Origin of the sequence: Nocardia gipuzkoensis, assembly GCF_021183645.1 — a bacterium.
GTDB lineage: Bacteria > Actinomycetota > Actinomycetes > Mycobacteriales > Mycobacteriaceae > Nocardia > Nocardia abscessus.
Genome location: NZ_CP089225.1, coordinates 6,730,338 through 6,745,279 on the forward strand (window position 1 = coordinate 6,730,338; position 14,942 = coordinate 6,745,279).

Annotated in this window: 18 protein-coding genes; 12 read left to right on the forward strand and 6 right to left on the reverse strand. The window is 66.2% G+C overall.

The annotated features are described in order from the left end of the window. The first annotated feature begins 96 nt into the window (after positions 1-96). Positions 97-564, forward strand: a complete 468-nt coding sequence (locus LTT66_RS30735) for a winged helix-turn-helix transcriptional regulator (RefSeq protein WP_233062036.1) — start codon at positions 97-99, stop codon at positions 562-564. 129 nt (positions 565-693) lie between these two features. Here the strand turns inward: LTT66_RS30735 and LTT66_RS30740 are convergent, their stop codons facing one another. Then, positions 694-1,458 (reverse strand): potassium channel family protein, encoded by a 765-nt coding sequence (locus LTT66_RS30740; RefSeq protein ID WP_233062037.1) that lies wholly within the window; start codon positions 1,456-1,458, stop codon positions 694-696. A 279-nt stretch (positions 1,459-1,737) separates the two neighbouring features. On the opposite strand from LTT66_RS30740, the gene LTT66_RS30745 reads away from it, so the two are divergent. Both LTT66_RS30745 and LTT66_RS30750 read left to right on the forward strand, forming a co-directional pair. Beyond that, positions 1,738-2,394, forward strand: coding sequence for a DNA alkylation repair protein (locus tag LTT66_RS30745; RefSeq protein ID WP_233069452.1), 657 nt, complete (start codon positions 1,738-1,740; stop codon positions 2,392-2,394). A 187-nt stretch (positions 2,395-2,581) separates the two neighbouring features. Further along, complete coding sequence (locus LTT66_RS30750) at positions 2,582-3,751, forward strand: type III polyketide synthase (RefSeq protein WP_233062038.1); 1,170 nt, start codon at positions 2,582-2,584, stop codon at positions 3,749-3,751. 56 nt (positions 3,752-3,807) lie between these two features. On the opposite strand, the gene LTT66_RS30755 is transcribed toward LTT66_RS30750, so the two are convergent. Both LTT66_RS30755 and LTT66_RS30760 read right to left on the reverse strand, forming a co-directional pair. Continuing rightward, entirely contained in the window at positions 3,808-4,587 is a 780-nt protein-coding gene (locus LTT66_RS30755) for an enoyl-CoA hydratase-related protein (RefSeq protein ID WP_233062039.1), read from the reverse strand. Positions 4,588-4,716: 129 nt separating this feature from the next. Further along, positions 4,717-5,130: a VOC family protein gene (locus LTT66_RS30760; protein WP_233062040.1), complete on the reverse strand. Its 414-nt coding sequence runs from the start codon at positions 5,128-5,130 to the stop codon at positions 4,717-4,719. Between the two features lie 279 nt (positions 5,131-5,409). Between LTT66_RS30760 and LTT66_RS30765 the strand changes: the two genes are divergently transcribed. After that, positions 5,410-6,513, forward strand: a complete 1,104-nt coding sequence (locus LTT66_RS30765; RefSeq protein WP_233062041.1) for a spore photoproduct lyase family protein — start codon at positions 5,410-5,412, stop codon at positions 6,511-6,513. Positions 6,514-6,626: 113 nt separating this feature from the next. Here the strand turns inward: LTT66_RS30765 and LTT66_RS30770 are convergent, their stop codons facing one another. Continuing rightward, positions 6,627-7,232: a helix-turn-helix domain-containing protein gene (locus LTT66_RS30770; RefSeq protein ID WP_233062042.1), complete on the reverse strand. Its 606-nt coding sequence runs from the start codon at positions 7,230-7,232 to the stop codon at positions 6,627-6,629. A gap of 87 nt (positions 7,233-7,319) precedes the next feature. Between LTT66_RS30770 and LTT66_RS30775 the strand changes: the two genes are divergently transcribed. The 3 genes from LTT66_RS30775 to LTT66_RS30785 are packed head-to-tail and all read left to right on the forward strand — an operon-like array spanning position 7,320 to position 9,527. Then, positions 7,320-7,946 (forward strand): class I SAM-dependent methyltransferase, encoded by a 627-nt coding sequence (locus tag LTT66_RS30775; protein ID WP_233062043.1) that lies wholly within the window; start codon positions 7,320-7,322, stop codon positions 7,944-7,946. 35 nt (positions 7,947-7,981) lie between these two features. Beyond that, entirely contained in the window at positions 7,982-8,482 is a 501-nt protein-coding gene (locus tag LTT66_RS30780; RefSeq protein ID WP_233062044.1) for a DinB family protein, read from the forward strand. Positions 8,483-8,504: 22 nt separating this feature from the next. Beyond that, positions 8,505-9,527, forward strand: coding sequence for an alpha/beta fold hydrolase (locus tag LTT66_RS30785; protein WP_233062045.1), 1,023 nt, complete (start codon positions 8,505-8,507; stop codon positions 9,525-9,527). A 14-nt stretch (positions 9,528-9,541) separates the two neighbouring features. Here the strand turns inward: LTT66_RS30785 and LTT66_RS30790 are convergent, their stop codons facing one another. Further along, positions 9,542-10,714: a M48 family metalloprotease gene (locus tag LTT66_RS30790; RefSeq protein WP_233062046.1), complete on the reverse strand. Its 1,173-nt coding sequence runs from the start codon at positions 10,712-10,714 to the stop codon at positions 9,542-9,544. A gap of 257 nt (positions 10,715-10,971) precedes the next feature. After that, positions 10,972-11,439, reverse strand: a complete 468-nt coding sequence (locus LTT66_RS30795; RefSeq protein ID WP_233062047.1) for a hypothetical protein — start codon at positions 11,437-11,439, stop codon at positions 10,972-10,974. A gap of 255 nt (positions 11,440-11,694) precedes the next feature. On the opposite strand from LTT66_RS30795, the gene LTT66_RS30800 reads away from it, so the two are divergent. The 5 genes from LTT66_RS30800 to LTT66_RS37155 all read left to right on the forward strand — a co-directional run bounded on the left by LTT66_RS30800 (position 11,695) and on the right by LTT66_RS37155 (position 14,645). Next, on the forward strand, positions 11,695-11,895 hold the full coding sequence (locus LTT66_RS30800; RefSeq protein ID WP_332909650.1) for an enoyl-CoA hydratase-related protein: 201 nt from the start codon (positions 11,695-11,697) through the stop codon (positions 11,893-11,895). 532 nt (positions 11,896-12,427) lie between these two features. Next, positions 12,428-12,631 (forward strand): hypothetical protein, encoded by a 204-nt coding sequence (locus tag LTT66_RS30805; protein WP_063052552.1) that lies wholly within the window; start codon positions 12,428-12,430, stop codon positions 12,629-12,631. Between the two features lie 200 nt (positions 12,632-12,831). After that, a complete protein-coding gene (locus LTT66_RS30810; protein ID WP_233062048.1) occupies positions 12,832-13,650 on the forward strand; it encodes an RNA polymerase sigma factor SigF in 819 nt (272 codons plus the stop codon). Positions 13,651-14,103: 453 nt separating this feature from the next. Next, positions 14,104-14,517 (forward strand): hypothetical protein, encoded by a 414-nt coding sequence (locus LTT66_RS30815; RefSeq protein ID WP_233062049.1) that lies wholly within the window; start codon positions 14,104-14,106, stop codon positions 14,515-14,517. Further along, positions 14,514-14,645, forward strand: coding sequence for a hypothetical protein (locus LTT66_RS37155; protein ID WP_269821979.1), 132 nt, complete (start codon positions 14,514-14,516; stop codon positions 14,643-14,645). The genes LTT66_RS30815 and LTT66_RS37155 overlap by 4 nt, the downstream gene beginning before the upstream one ends. Positions 14,646-14,942: the final 297 nt, after the last annotated feature.

The following is a 14,942-nucleotide window of genomic DNA, read 5'->3' on the forward strand; positions in this document are numbered from 1 at the left end:
CATGGTTTCAATTTAAAACCATAATGTCGATGTTGGTAGTTTTATGCAACCATGGGTTCGAGGGCCGAACGTAGCGGACGGAAGTCGGGAGATGAGATGAGTGACACCGGCGCGCGTGAGCGGGTATGGACCGATCCGCCGTGTCCGGTCGCGCGGACGATCGATCTGATCGGCGACAAGTGGTCGCTGCTGATCATTCGCGATGCCTTCGACGGGGTCACTCGGTTCGGTCAGTTCCACCGCAACCTAGGTGTGGCCAAGAACATCCTCAGCGACCGGTTGCGCGGCCTCGTCGAGATCGGCGTACTTCGCGTCGAACCCGCCTCCGACGGCAGCAGGTTCCAGGAATACATCCTCACCGAGGCCGGGCAGGAACTCTTCGATCTCGTCGTGAGTCTGCGCCAATGGGGGCAGGGCCACGCATTCGCCCCAGGGGAACCCCATTCCCAGCTGGTGGATGCCACCACCGACCTTCCCGTGCCCGTACTGACCTACACGACCCCCGACGGCCGAGCCGTCCAGGCATACGAAACCCGGGTACGTAAAGTCGATGACGCCATCTGACCGGCCGACCGTTCGACCTGCCGTGCCGAACAATTCTGTGCGATCAGGACAGGCCGCTCGACACACCACGCTGAGCGTCCGGGCGGTCGGACGAACACACCCGTGAGCAAGGGCACGGTGATCCGCTGGTCATTCGGTCGGCACGGTATCCGGCGCCACCCCAGTGGAACGCAGCGCGGCCACTTCGGCGCGCAGGGCTCTGATCTCGGCGACGAGTTCGGTGAGCTCCCGGTCGGCATTCTCCACGTTCGCCTCGACACTCTTCAGCTGATCCATCACCCAACTGGTGGTGGTGCCGATCGCGAAACTGATCAGGCCGATGCCCAAGGTCATCAGGATCAGCGAGATCAAACGACCTTCGGTCGTGACCGGGTACACGTCGCCGTAGCCGACGGTGGTCACCGACACCATCGACCACCACAGCGCGTCACCGAAATTGTGGATCTTGCTGTCGGCGGCCCCGTACTCGGCGTCGAAGAACGCCAGACTGCACAGCAGCAGCAGGAGTATCGAACTGGCCCCGACGAACACCGCGAGCCTGGCTCTGGTCGTCGTGTTCCGGTTCAATGTGCCGATCACGAGCATGGCGGCCCGCAGCAGCCGCAGGGGGCGAAGCGGCGGCAGCACCACGATCAACAGGTCGACCGGGTGGGTGCGCAGGAACCGTGACCGATTCCCGGACAGCCACAGCCGCACCACGAAGTCCAGCGCGAACGCCGCCCAGATCACCACGTCGACCCGGGTGAGCCAGGCGTCGAGACGCGGTGAGGCACCGGTATCGAGCACCTGCCAGGCGTAGACGCCGAGGAACGCGACGGCCAGCACCATCAGTGGAATGCCGGTCATCCGCTCCCAGGACTGTCTGCGGGTGAACTCGGAATGTGTTTCGGGCATCGAACTACCTGTGTCGCTCAGCCGCGGCGTCGGCGACACCGCAGGTCCGGCCGCTGTGGTTCCCGGAAGAGACCGGCCGTTCTCCCGCTGATTCTCACACGGAATGGCAAACGCCATGCCGATCCATGTCTCGCCGCAGCGTCTGCGGCGACCGCAGCACACTCAGAGGGCCACCGCGAGCCGAGCGGAGTGGCCGCCGCGGTCGAGGCGGCGGATAGGGTTTTGTCCAGGCTGAATCTCCCACGCGACGGACAGGAGGCTGAGGTGGCCGAGACGACGATGGCCGAGGTGATGGCCGAGCTGGCCGCTCTCGAGGACCCGAGGACACACGCGGTGAACGAGAAACACGGTGACGACCACGGTGTGAACCTCGGCAAACTGCGCGCACTCGCGAAGCAGCTGAAAACGCGGCAGGATCTCGCGCGCGAGCTCTGGGAGACCGACGACACCGCGGCGAGACTGCTGGCGATCCTGATCTGCCGCCCGAAAGCGTTCGAGCGTGACGAGTTGGACGTCATGTTGCGCGAGGCGCGCACACCCAAGGTGCACGACTGGCTGGTGAACTACGTGGTGAAGAAGAACCCGCATGCCGAGGAGCTGCGCCGGGCCTGGTCCGCCGATCCGGATCCAGTCGTCGCGAGTGCCGGGTGGGCGCTGACCACCGACCGCGTTGCGAAGCAGCCCGAGGGCCTCGACCTCGCGGGATTGCTCGACGTCATCGAGGCGGAGATGAAAGATGCCCCGGATCGTCTGCAGTGGGCGATGAACCACTGCTTGGCTGAGATCGGGATCGAGCACGCTGAGCATCGCGCCCGTGCGATCGACATCGGTGAGCGCTTGAAGGTCCTCGAGGACTACCCGACTCCACCGAACTGCACCTCTCCGTTCGCGCCCATCTGGATCACCGAGATGGTGCGCCGACAGCACGGCAAGTAGGAAGATTCGCACCCGGCGAATACCCCGTCAGCGGGGCTCGACCGCGCGCGCTCGAATAGCACTCGAGAGCAACTCGGACGCCGGGGGTGGGGGAGACGGACCCCTTGGGTGTCTATTTGCCAGACATTCGCTAACCGATGATTGGAGTACTCATCCCCAATCGCTCAGGCGAGGAAGAACGAGCCCTATGTCAATCGCTCTCGAACAGCCACGTCTCACCCACACGGCTGCGCACGCGCGCGAGCACAGAAGTCCCTCGGCGCCGCGGACGACCGTACCCGTCATCGAAGCAATCGCGACCGGTGCGCCCAGCCAGGTCCTCGACCAAACCGTCGCAGCCGACTGGATAGCTGGTCGATTCACCGATCCGGAGCAGCAGACCCGGATCAGACGCATCTTCCGCAAGACCATGATCGACACCCGGCGATTCGCGGTAGACCCGCTGGATCCTCGACATCACGCGCCCAGCGGCGAACCAGCGACGATCCAGGATCGCATGCAGCTGTTCTACCGCCACGCCGTTCCACTGGCGGTGGATGTGGCGCGGCGGGCGCTCGACGGTGTCGACCCGGCCGACCTCGGGCTTCTCGTGTTCGCCACGAGCACCGGCGTCATCGCGCCCGGCGTCGACGTCGCGGTCGTCGAGGACCTCGGACTGCCCCGGTCGGTCGCCCGACTGGTGGTCAACTTCATGGGCTGCGCGGCGGCGATGAACGGAATTCGCACCGCCTCGGACTTCGTCCGGGCCAACCCGGGCAAGAAGGCGATGGTCCTGTGCATCGAGCTCAACTCGGTGCATGCCGTCCCCATCGAAGACGTCGATGACGCGGTGAGCTACAGCCTGTTCGGAGACGGCTGCGGCGCGGTCGTCATCGGGGCGCACCAAGGGGAAGAGCGTGCCGAAGCCGGAACGATCGTCATCCGTGACAACTTCACCCACCTGTTCGAGGGCACCCAAGACGGCATCGCGGTCGGCGTCAACTCCGACGCCATCACGTGCGAGCTGTCCGAGAACGTACCCGAGTACATCTACAACGGCGTTGCTCCCGTCGTCGGAGACATTCTGCGCCGCAATGAATTGCGACAACCGGACGTCGATGTGTGGGCGATCCACCCGGGCGGGCCGAAGGTCTTGCTCGAGTCCGCGCGATCGCTCGGCCTCCCGCCGGAAGCCTCGCCGACGAGCTGGGAGGTTCTCGGTGAGTACGGAAACATGTCGAGCGTCTCACTGGTCTTCGTACTCGAACGGATAGCCGGTGAGACCGGGGCGAACAAGCCGATCTCGACGGGCGTCGCGTTCTCGTTCGCCCCGGGAATCACGATCGAGGGCTTCGTCTTCGACGTCGTTCGCCGGTGATCACGCTGTCCGCCAGACCACCGTTCCAGGCGAACCGGTGGAAGCTTCAGCGGGCGCTAATCCGGCCAGACGGGCGGGCGCTTCGCCAGGAACGCCGCCATCCCCTCGCGCGCGCCGGGAAGTTGAGCGGCGGCGGCCATGACTTCCAGGGCCAGAGCGTAGGCATCTGCTTCCGGGCGGTCGAGTTGGCCGTAGACAGTGCGTTTGCCGAGTGCCTTGCTGGCGCGGCTGCCGCGGGTAGCGCGCGCGAGCAACTCGTCCACCGCGGCGTCCAGCTCGGCGTCCGGCACCGCTCGGTTGATCAGGCCCCACTGTTCGGCGGTGCGGGCATCGATCGGGTCGCCGGTGAGAGCCAGCTCCATCAGGCGTTTACGGCCCACGGCGCGGGCCACCGGCACCGCAGGAGTGTGGCAGAACCAGCCACCCTTGCCGCCGGGGAGCGCGAAACCGGCCGATTCGGCGGCGACAGCGAGATCACACGAGGCCACCAGCTGGCAGCCTGCGGCCGTGGCCAGCCCTTGCACCCGGGCGATCACTACCTGCGGCACCGACTCGATGGTGGACATCAGCTCGGTGCACAGCGTGAGCAGTTCTCGCACACCGAGCAGGTCGCGCGCGGCGACGTCGGCGAAGTCATGTCCTGCGGAGAACACCGGGCCGTGCGCCCCGAGCACTATCCCGGTGGCGTCGGTCTCGCCGGCGTCCCGGAAGGAGGCGAGCAGTTCGGCCAGATGCTCGCCCGACAGCGCATTGCGCCGCTGCGGCCGGTTCATGGTGATGCGCACCGTGTCACCGTCCCGCGCGACCAGCAGATGCCGATATTCCAAGGCGGTCATCTCTCCACCGTAGAGCCTTGGTCAGCGCTGCCGCGCCACGGATGACAGGCTGTTGTCCGTCGCGTCGGCCACCTTCTTCCGTGGGCTTTTCGCCGGTACCGCCAGGGCCTGACGGCGCATCTCGGCGGACTATTCCGCGTACGGCTGATCTGCCGCCTGGGCGCTGTAGCCGATGCTCCAGATGTAGCCGTCCGGGTCCGCGAAGGTGCCGCCGTATCCACCCCACTGCGTGGCTGCGGCGGGCTTGAGGACCGTGGCGCCGGCCTTCTCGGCTTCGTTGAGAATCTCATCGACCCGCGCCTCGCTGCGGACCACGTAGGTCAGGGCCAGCCCACTGAAACCGCTGCCCTCGGGATTCGTGCCCATCTCGGCGGCCAGACCGTCGCGACCGTAGAAACCGATCAGCGGACCGCCTTCTGAGGAAAAGAACACCGATACGCCATAGTCCCGATCAATTTTCCAACCGAGCCCCTCCACATAGAAACGCTTGGATCGGTCCATGTCCTGAACCCCGAGGAGGACCGAACTAATATTCGATTTCATTCCTTGTCTCCTAAGTTCGTAGAAACCTGTGATGCACACAGCAGTCACGCTATTTGGGGCCCGGTGCACGGCGCTTCTCGATTCCTGATCGGTTCGTCGGCGTGGGGAACAGCCTTGCGCAGGAGCCACCGATCGCGGGTGGTACAGATCGGTCCTCCCGGGCTGCGGTCAGTACCGATGAGCCACCCCGGACGCGACCGACCGGCCTGGGTGGTGGCTCTGCCCACGCCGGGTCGCGCCACCCACCTGTCTGTCGGTGGGGTGGAGTAGGCAGAGGTCATGACTCGATCCGCCAGAGCTCCCGACTCCTTCCGGCCCACCTCGGGCCCTCGTCTGCTGGACGTCCGTCGTCTGTGGGCCGAACCGGACGCGCTGGCGAGCCCGCGCGGCAGGCAGGTGTGCGCGCGCTTCCCCGATGCCGAGGTCATCACCGTCGCCTCGCACTGGAAGATCGACGAGCTGCACGGCAACGCGGGCAACATCGACCGCTGGATCCGGGTCAAGACCGAGGACCTCGTGCTCGGAGTCAAGAAGTCGCTGACGGCCCGGGAGAACGGTCGCTCGGCCGACTGGATCGCGCCCTCGACGTCCAACGGCTGCGCGATGGCGTGCGCGTACTGCTACGTGCCTCGCCGCAAGGGCTACGCCAACCCCATCACGGTGTTCACGAACATCGACAAGATCATCGGCTACCTCGGAGGCCACGTGCGCAGGCAGGGGCCCAAAACCGTGCCGAACCAGTGCGACCCCCACGCGTGGGTCTACGACCTGGGTGAGAACAGCGACTGCTCGGTCGACGCCCTGGTCAGCGACAACGTCGCCGACCTGATCACCGCGTTCGGCGCGTGGCCCACCGCGAAGGCGTCGTTCGCCACCAAGTACGTCAACCGCGACCTGCTCGACCTCGACCCTCGCGGGCGTACCCGGATCAGGTTCTCGCTCATGCCCGAGGCCGACTCCCAGCTGCTCGACCTGCGCACCACGCCGATTCGGCAAAGGATCGCCGCGATCGACGACTTCGTGGCAGCGGGCTACGAGGTGCACGTCAACTTTTCCCCTGTGGTCGTCCGCCCCGGTTGGGACGAGGACTGGACGGAGCTGCTGGAGCGGCTCTCGGACGGCACGGGCTCCGCCTTCAAGGCCCAGGCCGCTGCGGAGATCATCATGCTCACGCACAACGAGCAATTGCACGAACTCAACCTGGGCTGGCACCCGAAGTCCGAGGACCTGTTGTGGCGCCCGCAGATCCAGCAGGCCAAGCGCTCCCAGTCGGGCATGTGGAACGTGCGCTACCGCAATAACGTCAAGGCCGCCGGGGTCGAGACGCTGACCGGCCTCATTGCCCAGCGGACGCCCTGGTTGACGGTGCGCTACGCGTTCTGAACCGCCGAATTACCTGCCGAACGCCGTCTGGGTCGACGGTCGTCGACAGGTGGCAGGCGTGCACGTGCGCTGCGGCCGGTCGATCTATTACCTCACGCGGTTGCGGGCGCAGCTCACCGCTGAGTACCTCCGTGCGGCGCCAGCGGGGAGTCGGGCCGCACGTGCGCCCGCATCCCTTGCGGGCCGAACAGGATGAGAAGCTCGACCACGCCGCCGTCGGCGCTGCCCAGCCAGTGCGGCAAGGAGGTGTCGAATTCGGCTGCCTCACCGGCCGACAACGTCAGGTCGCGTTCGCCGACCACCAGCCGCAGGCGACCGTTGAGCACGTACAGCCACTCGAAGCCTTCGTGCGTCTGCGGCGTCGGTTCCAGCGGTTCCGGCCGAGCGGGGATGATCATCTTGAACGCCTGGGTATCGCCGGGCCGGCGGGAAAGCGGGACGAAGATCATCCCGAACCGCCGGATCGGCTTCAGGTGGATCCGGGGGTCGCCGGTGCGCGGGGCGCCGACGAGCTCGTCCAGCGGAACGTCGTAGGTGCGGGCCAGTGGCAGCAGCAACTCCAGACTCGCCCGGCGCTGCCCGCTCTCCAGCCGCGACAGGGTGCTCTCCGACACCCCGGTCCGCACCGCGAGATCGGCGAGGGTGATGCCGCGGTCGCGCCGCAGGGCACGCAGCCGCGGCCCCACCGAGTCGAGCACATCGTTTGTTTCGGGGTCCACGCACTCATCTTGCCGGAACCGCAAGATTTCGTGCCAGATCGGGGCCGGCGCGGAGAGACTGAGCGGGTCCCGACACAAGGAGCCTCGATGAGCACCACCGATGCGGTCACATTCTGGGACGGCGTCTACGCCGCCCGCCCGGAAGCCACCACCCCGCAGCCGAATTGCCGTCTCGCCGAGATGATTTCGAGCCTGCCGCCCGGAAACACGTTGGACCTGGGGTGCGGCGACGGCGGCGACGCACTGTGGCTCGCCCACCAGGGGTGGCACGTCACCGCCATCGACATCTCGGCCGTCGCGGTCGAGCGGCTCGGCCGCCTCGCCATCTCACACGGACTCGGCGACCGCATCGTCGCCGAGCGGCATGACCTGCGCGAGTCCTTCCCGCAGGGCTGGTTCGACCTGATCTGCGCCCACTACCTGCACACCCCTTTCGCCATGGATCGAGCAACCGTCCTGCGCGCGGCCGCGCGGGTGCTGCGTTCGGGTGGGCGGCTGCTGGTCGTCGACCACGGATCCACCGCGCCGTGGTCATGGAACCAGGCTCCCGACCTGCGTTACCCGACCCCGCACGAGGTCGCCGCAGGAATCGGGCTCGATCCGGCGACGTGGACGGTCGAGCGGGCTGACGCACCCCGCCGGATCGCGACCGGTCCGGACGGGCGCACCGCCGAGGTCACCGACCACGTCCTGCTCATCCGCCGCACCGCCTGACCAGCCGCCGAAGCCGCTCTCCGGAAGGAGTCACCATGCCCACCGCCTCCCAGCGCAACCGCCGTGGCGACAACCCACCGCCCCGGACCGGAAGCAGCGAGACCGCAACTCTGCGCGGTTTCCTCGACTACCTACGGACCTCGATCACAGCGAAGGTCGAAGGCGCCGCCGAACCGGAGGTTCGAACCGCCGCAGTGCCGTCGGGCACGAACCTGCTCGGACTGCTCGAGCACCTCACTTTCGTCGAGCGCTCGACGTTCCTGGGGGACACAGTCACCAGCTGGCAGGCGACCTTCCAGGCCGCACCAGCCGACAGCGTCGCCGACGTCGTCGCCCGCTACCGGCAAACGGTCGAAAGCGCAAACAAAGTCCTCGATGAGTGCACCGACCTCGGCGCACCTGTCCCGCGGCCGTGGCCGAACAGCCCCGCTCCCAGCCTGCGCTGGGCACTCACTCACATGATCGAGGAAACCGCCCGCCACGCCGGCCATGCGGACATCCTCCGCGAACTGATCGACGGCGCGACCGGCCGCTGACCTCTTGTCCAGGAAAGACCACATGATCACCATGACCCGGCCGCCGACGCGCGGCCTCCTCCGACTCGCACGCGCGATGGCTACCGTCGCGCTCACCCTCTTGGTTACGATCGGCGCCACAGCCTGCTCCGCCACCACTCCCGAGGTCGCCCCCTACGCCGCCGTCACCCGGGGCGACCCCGCGTTCGAGGAGACTTTTCGGCACGAGTTCGCCGACGTCGACGGTGTCGGTATGCACTATGTGACCGGCGGTAGCGGCACGCCGGTCGTCCTGATCCACGGCTGGCCACAGACCTGGTACGGCTGGTGGCCGATCATGCCCGCACTCGCCGAACACCACACCGTCTACGCCGTCGATCTCCCCGGACTCGGCGACAGCACCGGCTCACCGACCGGCTACGACAAGGCCACCCTCGCGCGATACATACACGCCCTCATCGCCGACCGGCTCGGAGTGCGCGACGCCCGCGTCATCGGCCATGACTTCGGCGCCGCCGTCGCATTCCAGTACGCCGCTCAGTTCCCCGCCGACACCGCACGTCTCGGCTATCTCGACCTGCCGTTGCCCGGGCCCGCGATCGATGCGCCCACATACCGCTCACTGAGCTGGCACATCGCCTTCCACACTCAGCGGCGGGTCCCCGAAATGGTGATCGGCGACGACGTCCGCGAGTACCTGGCCCTGTTCTACCCACAAGTCTCCTTCGGCGGAACGGCATTCGGCGGCACCTCGGACCGGGCCCCCTTCACCGACGCCGAGATCACCGAATTCGCACGCACTTACAGCAGGCCCGAGGCCCTGGCGGGCGGCTTCGAGCTCTACCGCGCCCTCGACAAAGACGTCCGCGACACCATGGCGGCAGCACCGACCCATGTCCCGACCCTGCTGATGACCGCCCAAGGGCAACTCGAGGCGGTTCGAGCCACCGTGTCCTCACGCCTGACCAATATCGTGCGAGCTGTGGACGTGCCGCGCGCGGGGCACTGGCTCATCGAGGAGAATCCCCGGTTCGTCACCGCGGAACTACAGCGCTTCCTCGATTGACGACACCGCCGAACCTAGAGCAACCATCTATTGTCCTCGTCGCGGTACCGCCAGGGCATATCGAGCCGGCCGGGGTCCGCGAGGTTCGGCAGATCGGGGAAATCGTGACGGTCGCGGGCGGCGGAGTGTTTCCACTGATGGGTCTTTCCCTTGGAAATGCCGTCGCTCAGTGACAACAGTATGGCGAGTGTCAGCACGACCAGAATAATCAATATGACGCGCAGGACGCCTTCGATCCCGGGCCAGACGCGATTCATCCCGACCCAGGTCAGCGTGCACGCTCCCACTGCGAGGAAGCTGGGCATGATCTTGCCATGATTGTCATCGATGAACCCGGATTCCGCCAGCCATCGGCATCTCCGGGCGCTCATCGGATGTGTCTGCCAGTTCTCGGCGAGCCGGGTGAGGATCCGGTCCATGACCTCGGCGATCAGAGCGATCGGGCGGCGAATTCCATCGGTCCAGCGCAGGGGAGGCAACCAGCGGGCGCGACGGATCTCCGCCAGCGCCTCGGTGCCGCCCTCGAGCGCCGCCCACACCTCGGGGTCGGCTCCCCATACACGCGCATCGTGATCGGCTACCTGCTCGCGGGTGCGTTGCAGGCCCGCGTAGATCAGATGGCCCGTGACGATCAGCGATCCGAGAAAAACCAACTCACGCAACGGGTTCGCGGCAACGCTCGGCCAGTTCAGGGAGTAGGTATCCGCCGGGACCAGGCCGGTCGACAACCAGAGATGCACTGCCGCGGCAGGTACGGCGACACCGACGACGAACGTCAGCCATAGTGCACGGGCACCGTATCCGATCAGGACGTCCCGGTTGTGGACGTGGGCCAGTTCATGCAGCACCACCGCCCGGAAGATATCGGGCTGTCGCTGCTGCCTGCTCTGTCCGGTCCTGCTCAACTCCATTTTGACCAGACCCGCGCCGAGGCAGATCGTCGGTCGGCCCCGACGGCGGAGGGTGACAGCATCCGTGCTGTCATCGAAGATCGCGACAACGAACTTCGGTGGGCGCGAGGTGAGTCCGGCGATCTCGATGAGGTCCTCGACCGTGGCCCGAAGCTGGGTGGGCACCGTCCCCAGCGTCGTACGCCGGGCCCACAGCGGCCCGATCCAGTAGACGACCAACGCCACGACCAGCACCGCAGCGGTCCACCAAAGCGCCGGCCGCACCGCCTGGGACACGGTTGCCGGAAGGCAATGAGAATACCGGCCGAATCCGGCGGGAAGTCGCAGCATCTCGACGTCCCATGGGTCGGCCGGATCGAATCCGGCCGCGTCCAGACAGCGTCGGTACGCGGCATCGCCCCGCAAGGCCAGCAGCATCCGGCTGGACAGTATGAGCGACCACGCAGGGATCACCGCCAGCAGTAGTACGCAACGGCGGCGAGTGCCCCAGGAGAGAAAGCCGCGATGCCGCCGCGCACTGTCGGCGTTCCTGGTCACTGTCCGATATCCGGTTCGATCGCCCGGAGCCGGGCGACGACCTCCTCGGCCAGTTCCTCGGCCCGGGCGTTGTCGAATCCCCGCGCGACCGCGCCATCGACGACCTGGCTCCGCACGCGCCGCAGCGTCTCCGAATCCACCGGAGCCACAACCGGATCGGCCGCTCGCCGCCTGCCGACCATGGCGCGCACACGAGTGCTGATCCTGGTCGTGGCGGCATCGACCGCCTTTCCGGTCGCATGGTCGGAAAGTTGCTCGACCACCATCCAGACCAGCGGCAGCACGAACGGCGCGACATCGGCAAGCCCGAAACGCACCGGCCCCCGCCATCGCGCACCGGCGCGGCGCAGCGATCGGCTCACCTGCTCATCGTCCAAGGAATCCAGATTTTCCAGTAGCCACCGCTCTTCCGGCACCTTGCTTCCTACGACATCCCACACGATTTGGCGCACCGTTGTGACCATGAGCACCCCCTATTCGCCAAGTTCACCGAAATTGCGATAGTACCGATCGGGTACATCGGGTGCGGCTCTCTCGCGATGACCACATCGGCTCACAGACGCTCAGTCCTGTATGGGCCGCCACGGAGGTTCCGCCTCCAGCGCAAGGTGATCTCGGCGAGGCGCCCTCAGCCCACCCAGGCCCCCGGAACCTCGCAATCGCGCCCGGTACCACATCCAGGGGCCCAGACCACCCGATATGCGGCGATGGTCCTGCGCATGTATGAGCGCCGCAAACCGCTCATCGCCACCGTGAACGGCCCCGCCGCCGGTATCGGCGCGACGATGATCCTCACCGCCGATCTCAGGATCGCCTCCGCCGCAGCAGAATTCGGCGAGGTGTCACCCGGCGCGGGGTGGTGGATAGCGCGGTTCCTCCGGCGCGTGCTCGGCATGCAGACCGCGACGAAAGCACCGTAGATACCAAGTGTAGACCTACACTGTTGACATAACGGTCCGGACGGCGTCTACTGAAGGGACCCACCGATCCGGCTCAAGGCTTCGAGGATCGCCATGATCATCACTGTCAGGCCGGCCGAGTCGAGGCATCTGCAAGTCGGCTCGAGCGTCACCACTCGACGTCCGGCGAACACCGCCGCGGACGCGACGCCGACACTACGACCTCGGACCGGTCGGTTCAGCCCGCGGCGGGCAGCAGCCCTTCGACTCACGAGGCACCTTCGCTCGACCCGGACACTCCGGCACCGCCGCCGGTGCGTCCGGCAAATGCCGCCGGGCAGCGGCCGAAAAATGGCCCACGTTCCGCGGTAGCCGGGCCGAGTTCCGGCTGCGCCGAGATTCGCCTACGCGGCAAGCGATGCAAGGAGAACACGATGCGACACTGCGCTGATCACAACACGATCAAGACAACGTCGATCCGCGACAAACGAACTCGATGCCGCGGTCAGGCAAGCGCTGTGCCCGACCCGCCGGAATCCAGTGGAGGTGCATGATGCGCCGTTTAGTGCCGTTGCTTCTGCTCATCTGGTTGATCATCGGTGTCATCGCCGCCGGTCAACGCGGATACTTCACCGAGCGTGACCAGAACTGCGCCAGCGCGGCAACCATCGCGGTCACCGTCATCGCGGGCCCGCTGAACTATGCAGGCGTCAATCCCAAAGTGAACGACTGCGATCTGCCCCAACCCAGCCCGTAACACGACACCGAGACGGATGCCCCGGCCCTACCGCTGCCGGCATCCCTGTACCCGTGCCAGGCCGAGGCGATTCCCGCCTGGCGTCGTATCGCGACCTGGTGACCTTCGTCAACCTCGGTTGCCGCTGCGCACCCCGTTCACCACCGTGGTTGTCCGGGTGTCCACCTTCCGTCGATTCAGCTGGATCCGAGGCAGTACCGATGACCGATAAGTCGACACGGACTCTCCCTGCGAGGACGCCACACACACGCCGCGGCACCGACGACTACGACCATCTCGAACCGCTGTTCGCGCAGCTCGCCGAGCTGGATGTGGACGACCCGCGCCGAGTTACCCTGCGGGAGGTGCTGATCGGGCGATGCCTGCCACTGGCCGAACACATCGCCCGCAAGTACGCCGGCCGCGGCGAGAACTTCGATGATCTCCTGCAGACCGCCCGGCTGGGTATGGTGACCGCCGTCGACCGGTTCGACCCCGATTACGGGGCGACGTTCCTGTCTTTCGCGGTACCGACCATCATGGGCGAGATCCGACGCCATTTCCGTGACTTCACCTGGGCGCTGCGAGTACCGCGGCGAATCAAGGAAATTCAGCAGAGCCTCGGGCCCACGAGCGACATGCTGTCGCAACGACTGGGCCGCATGCCCAAAGCCGGCGAGATCGCCGAGCAGCTCGGCGTCGGCGTCGGCGATGTCACCCAGGCAATGATCGCCCACAACGGTTACCAGACCTCTTCGATCAACGCGACCGCCGACTACGACAACGAGAACGCGCCGCTGTCGTTGCTGGACATTCTCGGCGCCGTGGAACCGGACTACTGCACCATCGAGGACTGCCTGACGGTGAAACCTCTCATCGCCGCGTTGCCCGAGCGTGAACGCGAAGTGCTGTTCATGCGCTTCTTCGAATTCCAACCCCAAACCCAGATCGCCGAGCACCTCGGCGTCTCCCAGATGCATGTCTCACGCATCCTGGCCAAGACGCTGAATTCGTTGCACAAGAAGGCATTACGCGACTGAGCAGCCTGCTCGAAAACATTGGAAGGCCTGGGAACCCGGCCGATGAGGCCCGGGGGAGTGTACGCATCCGGCCTGTTCGACCAGCAGGTCGGATCGTCCCGCGGGCGAATCGTTCGAAACGCTGTTCTGGGCCGGCCCGGCCGGCCCGCCATGGACGGCGAGTTGTCGTACGAGGCCGACAACGATGCGCCAGCGGACGTCGAGGACGGATTGTCGTCAGGCACGAGGCTCGCCCGGCATCAGTGGGGGTGAGGCTCCGCCGGAACCCGCTTGAACGGTTATCGAAGAGTATCCGTTGTGTGGCTGTGCCGCGCTGTCAGCGCAGCCCCGCCTTTACCGGCCGGAGGTCGAATGCGGGGCAGGTTCCGCATAAGCGTCCATCGGTCATTTTTCCAGTTCAGGGCTAGTGCATCGGCGTTAGGGTAGAGGGGGGAGAGTGCGAGGAGTCGAAAGATGAGCACCACCATTGTGATCGTGATCGTCGTCGCGGTTGTCGTCATTTTGCTTTTGGCCGGTGTGTGGGTGTTGATGCGCAAACGTCGCCAACACCGGCGGGTCGAAGCCGAAGGCATTCGTAGCCGCGCGGCGGAACAAGAACTCGAGGTCGGTCAGCGGGAGGCGCGGGCGAAGGAGACTGCCGCCAAGAGCCGGGCGGCAAAAGCCGAAGCCGAGGCCAAGGCGGCGCAGGCCGAGCAGCTTGCCCAGCAGGCGCACGTGCATCGCGGTGTAGCGGCGGAATCGCGAACCGAGCTGGACAAGGAGTGGGAGCGCGCGGATAAGGTCGATCCGGACTCGAAGGCAGGTGAGACGCCACGCGGGGCTGATCCAGAACGGCCGCCGCCGCCAAGAACCGGTGGCGTGGCGTGAACTTCACACCTCTGGGCGTGCTCGTCCGCGAGGATGCCCTCGTCGGCGAGAGCACACTACTCGAACGCCCCATCGGCATCTCGCGGACTGAACCGGCCACCGACCCACACGGACATCAGGTCGCCTGAACGTAGCCGATCCATAGGTGTCAATAATCTCCAGGCCGCAGCCACCGACGGAAAAGTGAGCGTCGGCCGCCGGAACGCCTGTTGGGCGGTTGACGGAAACGGCGTGAAGAGCTTCCTGGACAGTCCGTGGTCATAGGCGGCGACTTCGCTCGGCAGGACCGAAGTCGTTCACTCCTCGGGTATCTCCTACCCGGCCGCTGCGCGAAACCGGTCGCCCCAGCTCAAGGGCTAGATACATTGTATGTCTACGGCGTAGACTTACAACGGTAACAGGTCAGAGTTCCGACCGAGAGGAGG

Coding starts and splice junctions, on each gene's coding strand:
- LTT66_RS30765 (WP_233062041.1), top strand. CDS start 5,410: ATGACTCGATCCGCCAGAGCTCCCGACTCCTTCCGGCCCACCTCGGGC.
- LTT66_RS30815 (WP_233062049.1), top strand. CDS start 14,104: ATGAGCACCACCATTGTGATCGTGATCGTCGTCGCGGTTGTCGTCATT.
- LTT66_RS30750 (WP_233062038.1), top strand. CDS start 2,582: ATGTCAATCGCTCTCGAACAGCCACGTCTCACCCACACGGCTGCGCAC.
- LTT66_RS30785 (WP_233062045.1), top strand. CDS start 8,505: ATGATCACCATGACCCGGCCGCCGACGCGCGGCCTCCTCCGACTCGCA.
- LTT66_RS30805 (WP_063052552.1), top strand. CDS start 12,428: ATGCGCCGTTTAGTGCCGTTGCTTCTGCTCATCTGGTTGATCATCGGT.
- LTT66_RS30810 (WP_233062048.1), top strand. CDS start 12,832: ATGACCGATAAGTCGACACGGACTCTCCCTGCGAGGACGCCACACACA.
- LTT66_RS30795 (WP_233062047.1), bottom strand. CDS start 11,439: ATGGTCACAACGGTGCGCCAAATCGTGTGGGATGTCGTAGGAAGCAAG.
- LTT66_RS30760 (WP_233062040.1), bottom strand. CDS start 5,130: ATGAAATCGAATATTAGTTCGGTCCTCCTCGGGGTTCAGGACATGGAC.
- LTT66_RS30780 (WP_233062044.1), top strand. CDS start 7,982: ATGCCCACCGCCTCCCAGCGCAACCGCCGTGGCGACAACCCACCGCCC.
- LTT66_RS30755 (WP_233062039.1), bottom strand. CDS start 4,587: ATGACCGCCTTGGAATATCGGCATCTGCTGGTCGCGCGGGACGGTGAC.
- LTT66_RS30740 (WP_233062037.1), bottom strand. CDS start 1,458: ATGCCCGAAACACATTCCGAGTTCACCCGCAGACAGTCCTGGGAGCGG.
- LTT66_RS30735 (WP_233062036.1), top strand. CDS start 97: ATGAGTGACACCGGCGCGCGTGAGCGGGTATGGACCGATCCGCCGTGT.
- LTT66_RS30745 (WP_233069452.1), top strand. CDS start 1,738: ATGGCCGAGGTGATGGCCGAGCTGGCCGCTCTCGAGGACCCGAGGACA.
- LTT66_RS30775 (WP_233062043.1), top strand. CDS start 7,320: ATGAGCACCACCGATGCGGTCACATTCTGGGACGGCGTCTACGCCGCC.
- LTT66_RS30800 (WP_332909650.1), top strand. CDS start 11,695: ATGTATGAGCGCCGCAAACCGCTCATCGCCACCGTGAACGGCCCCGCC.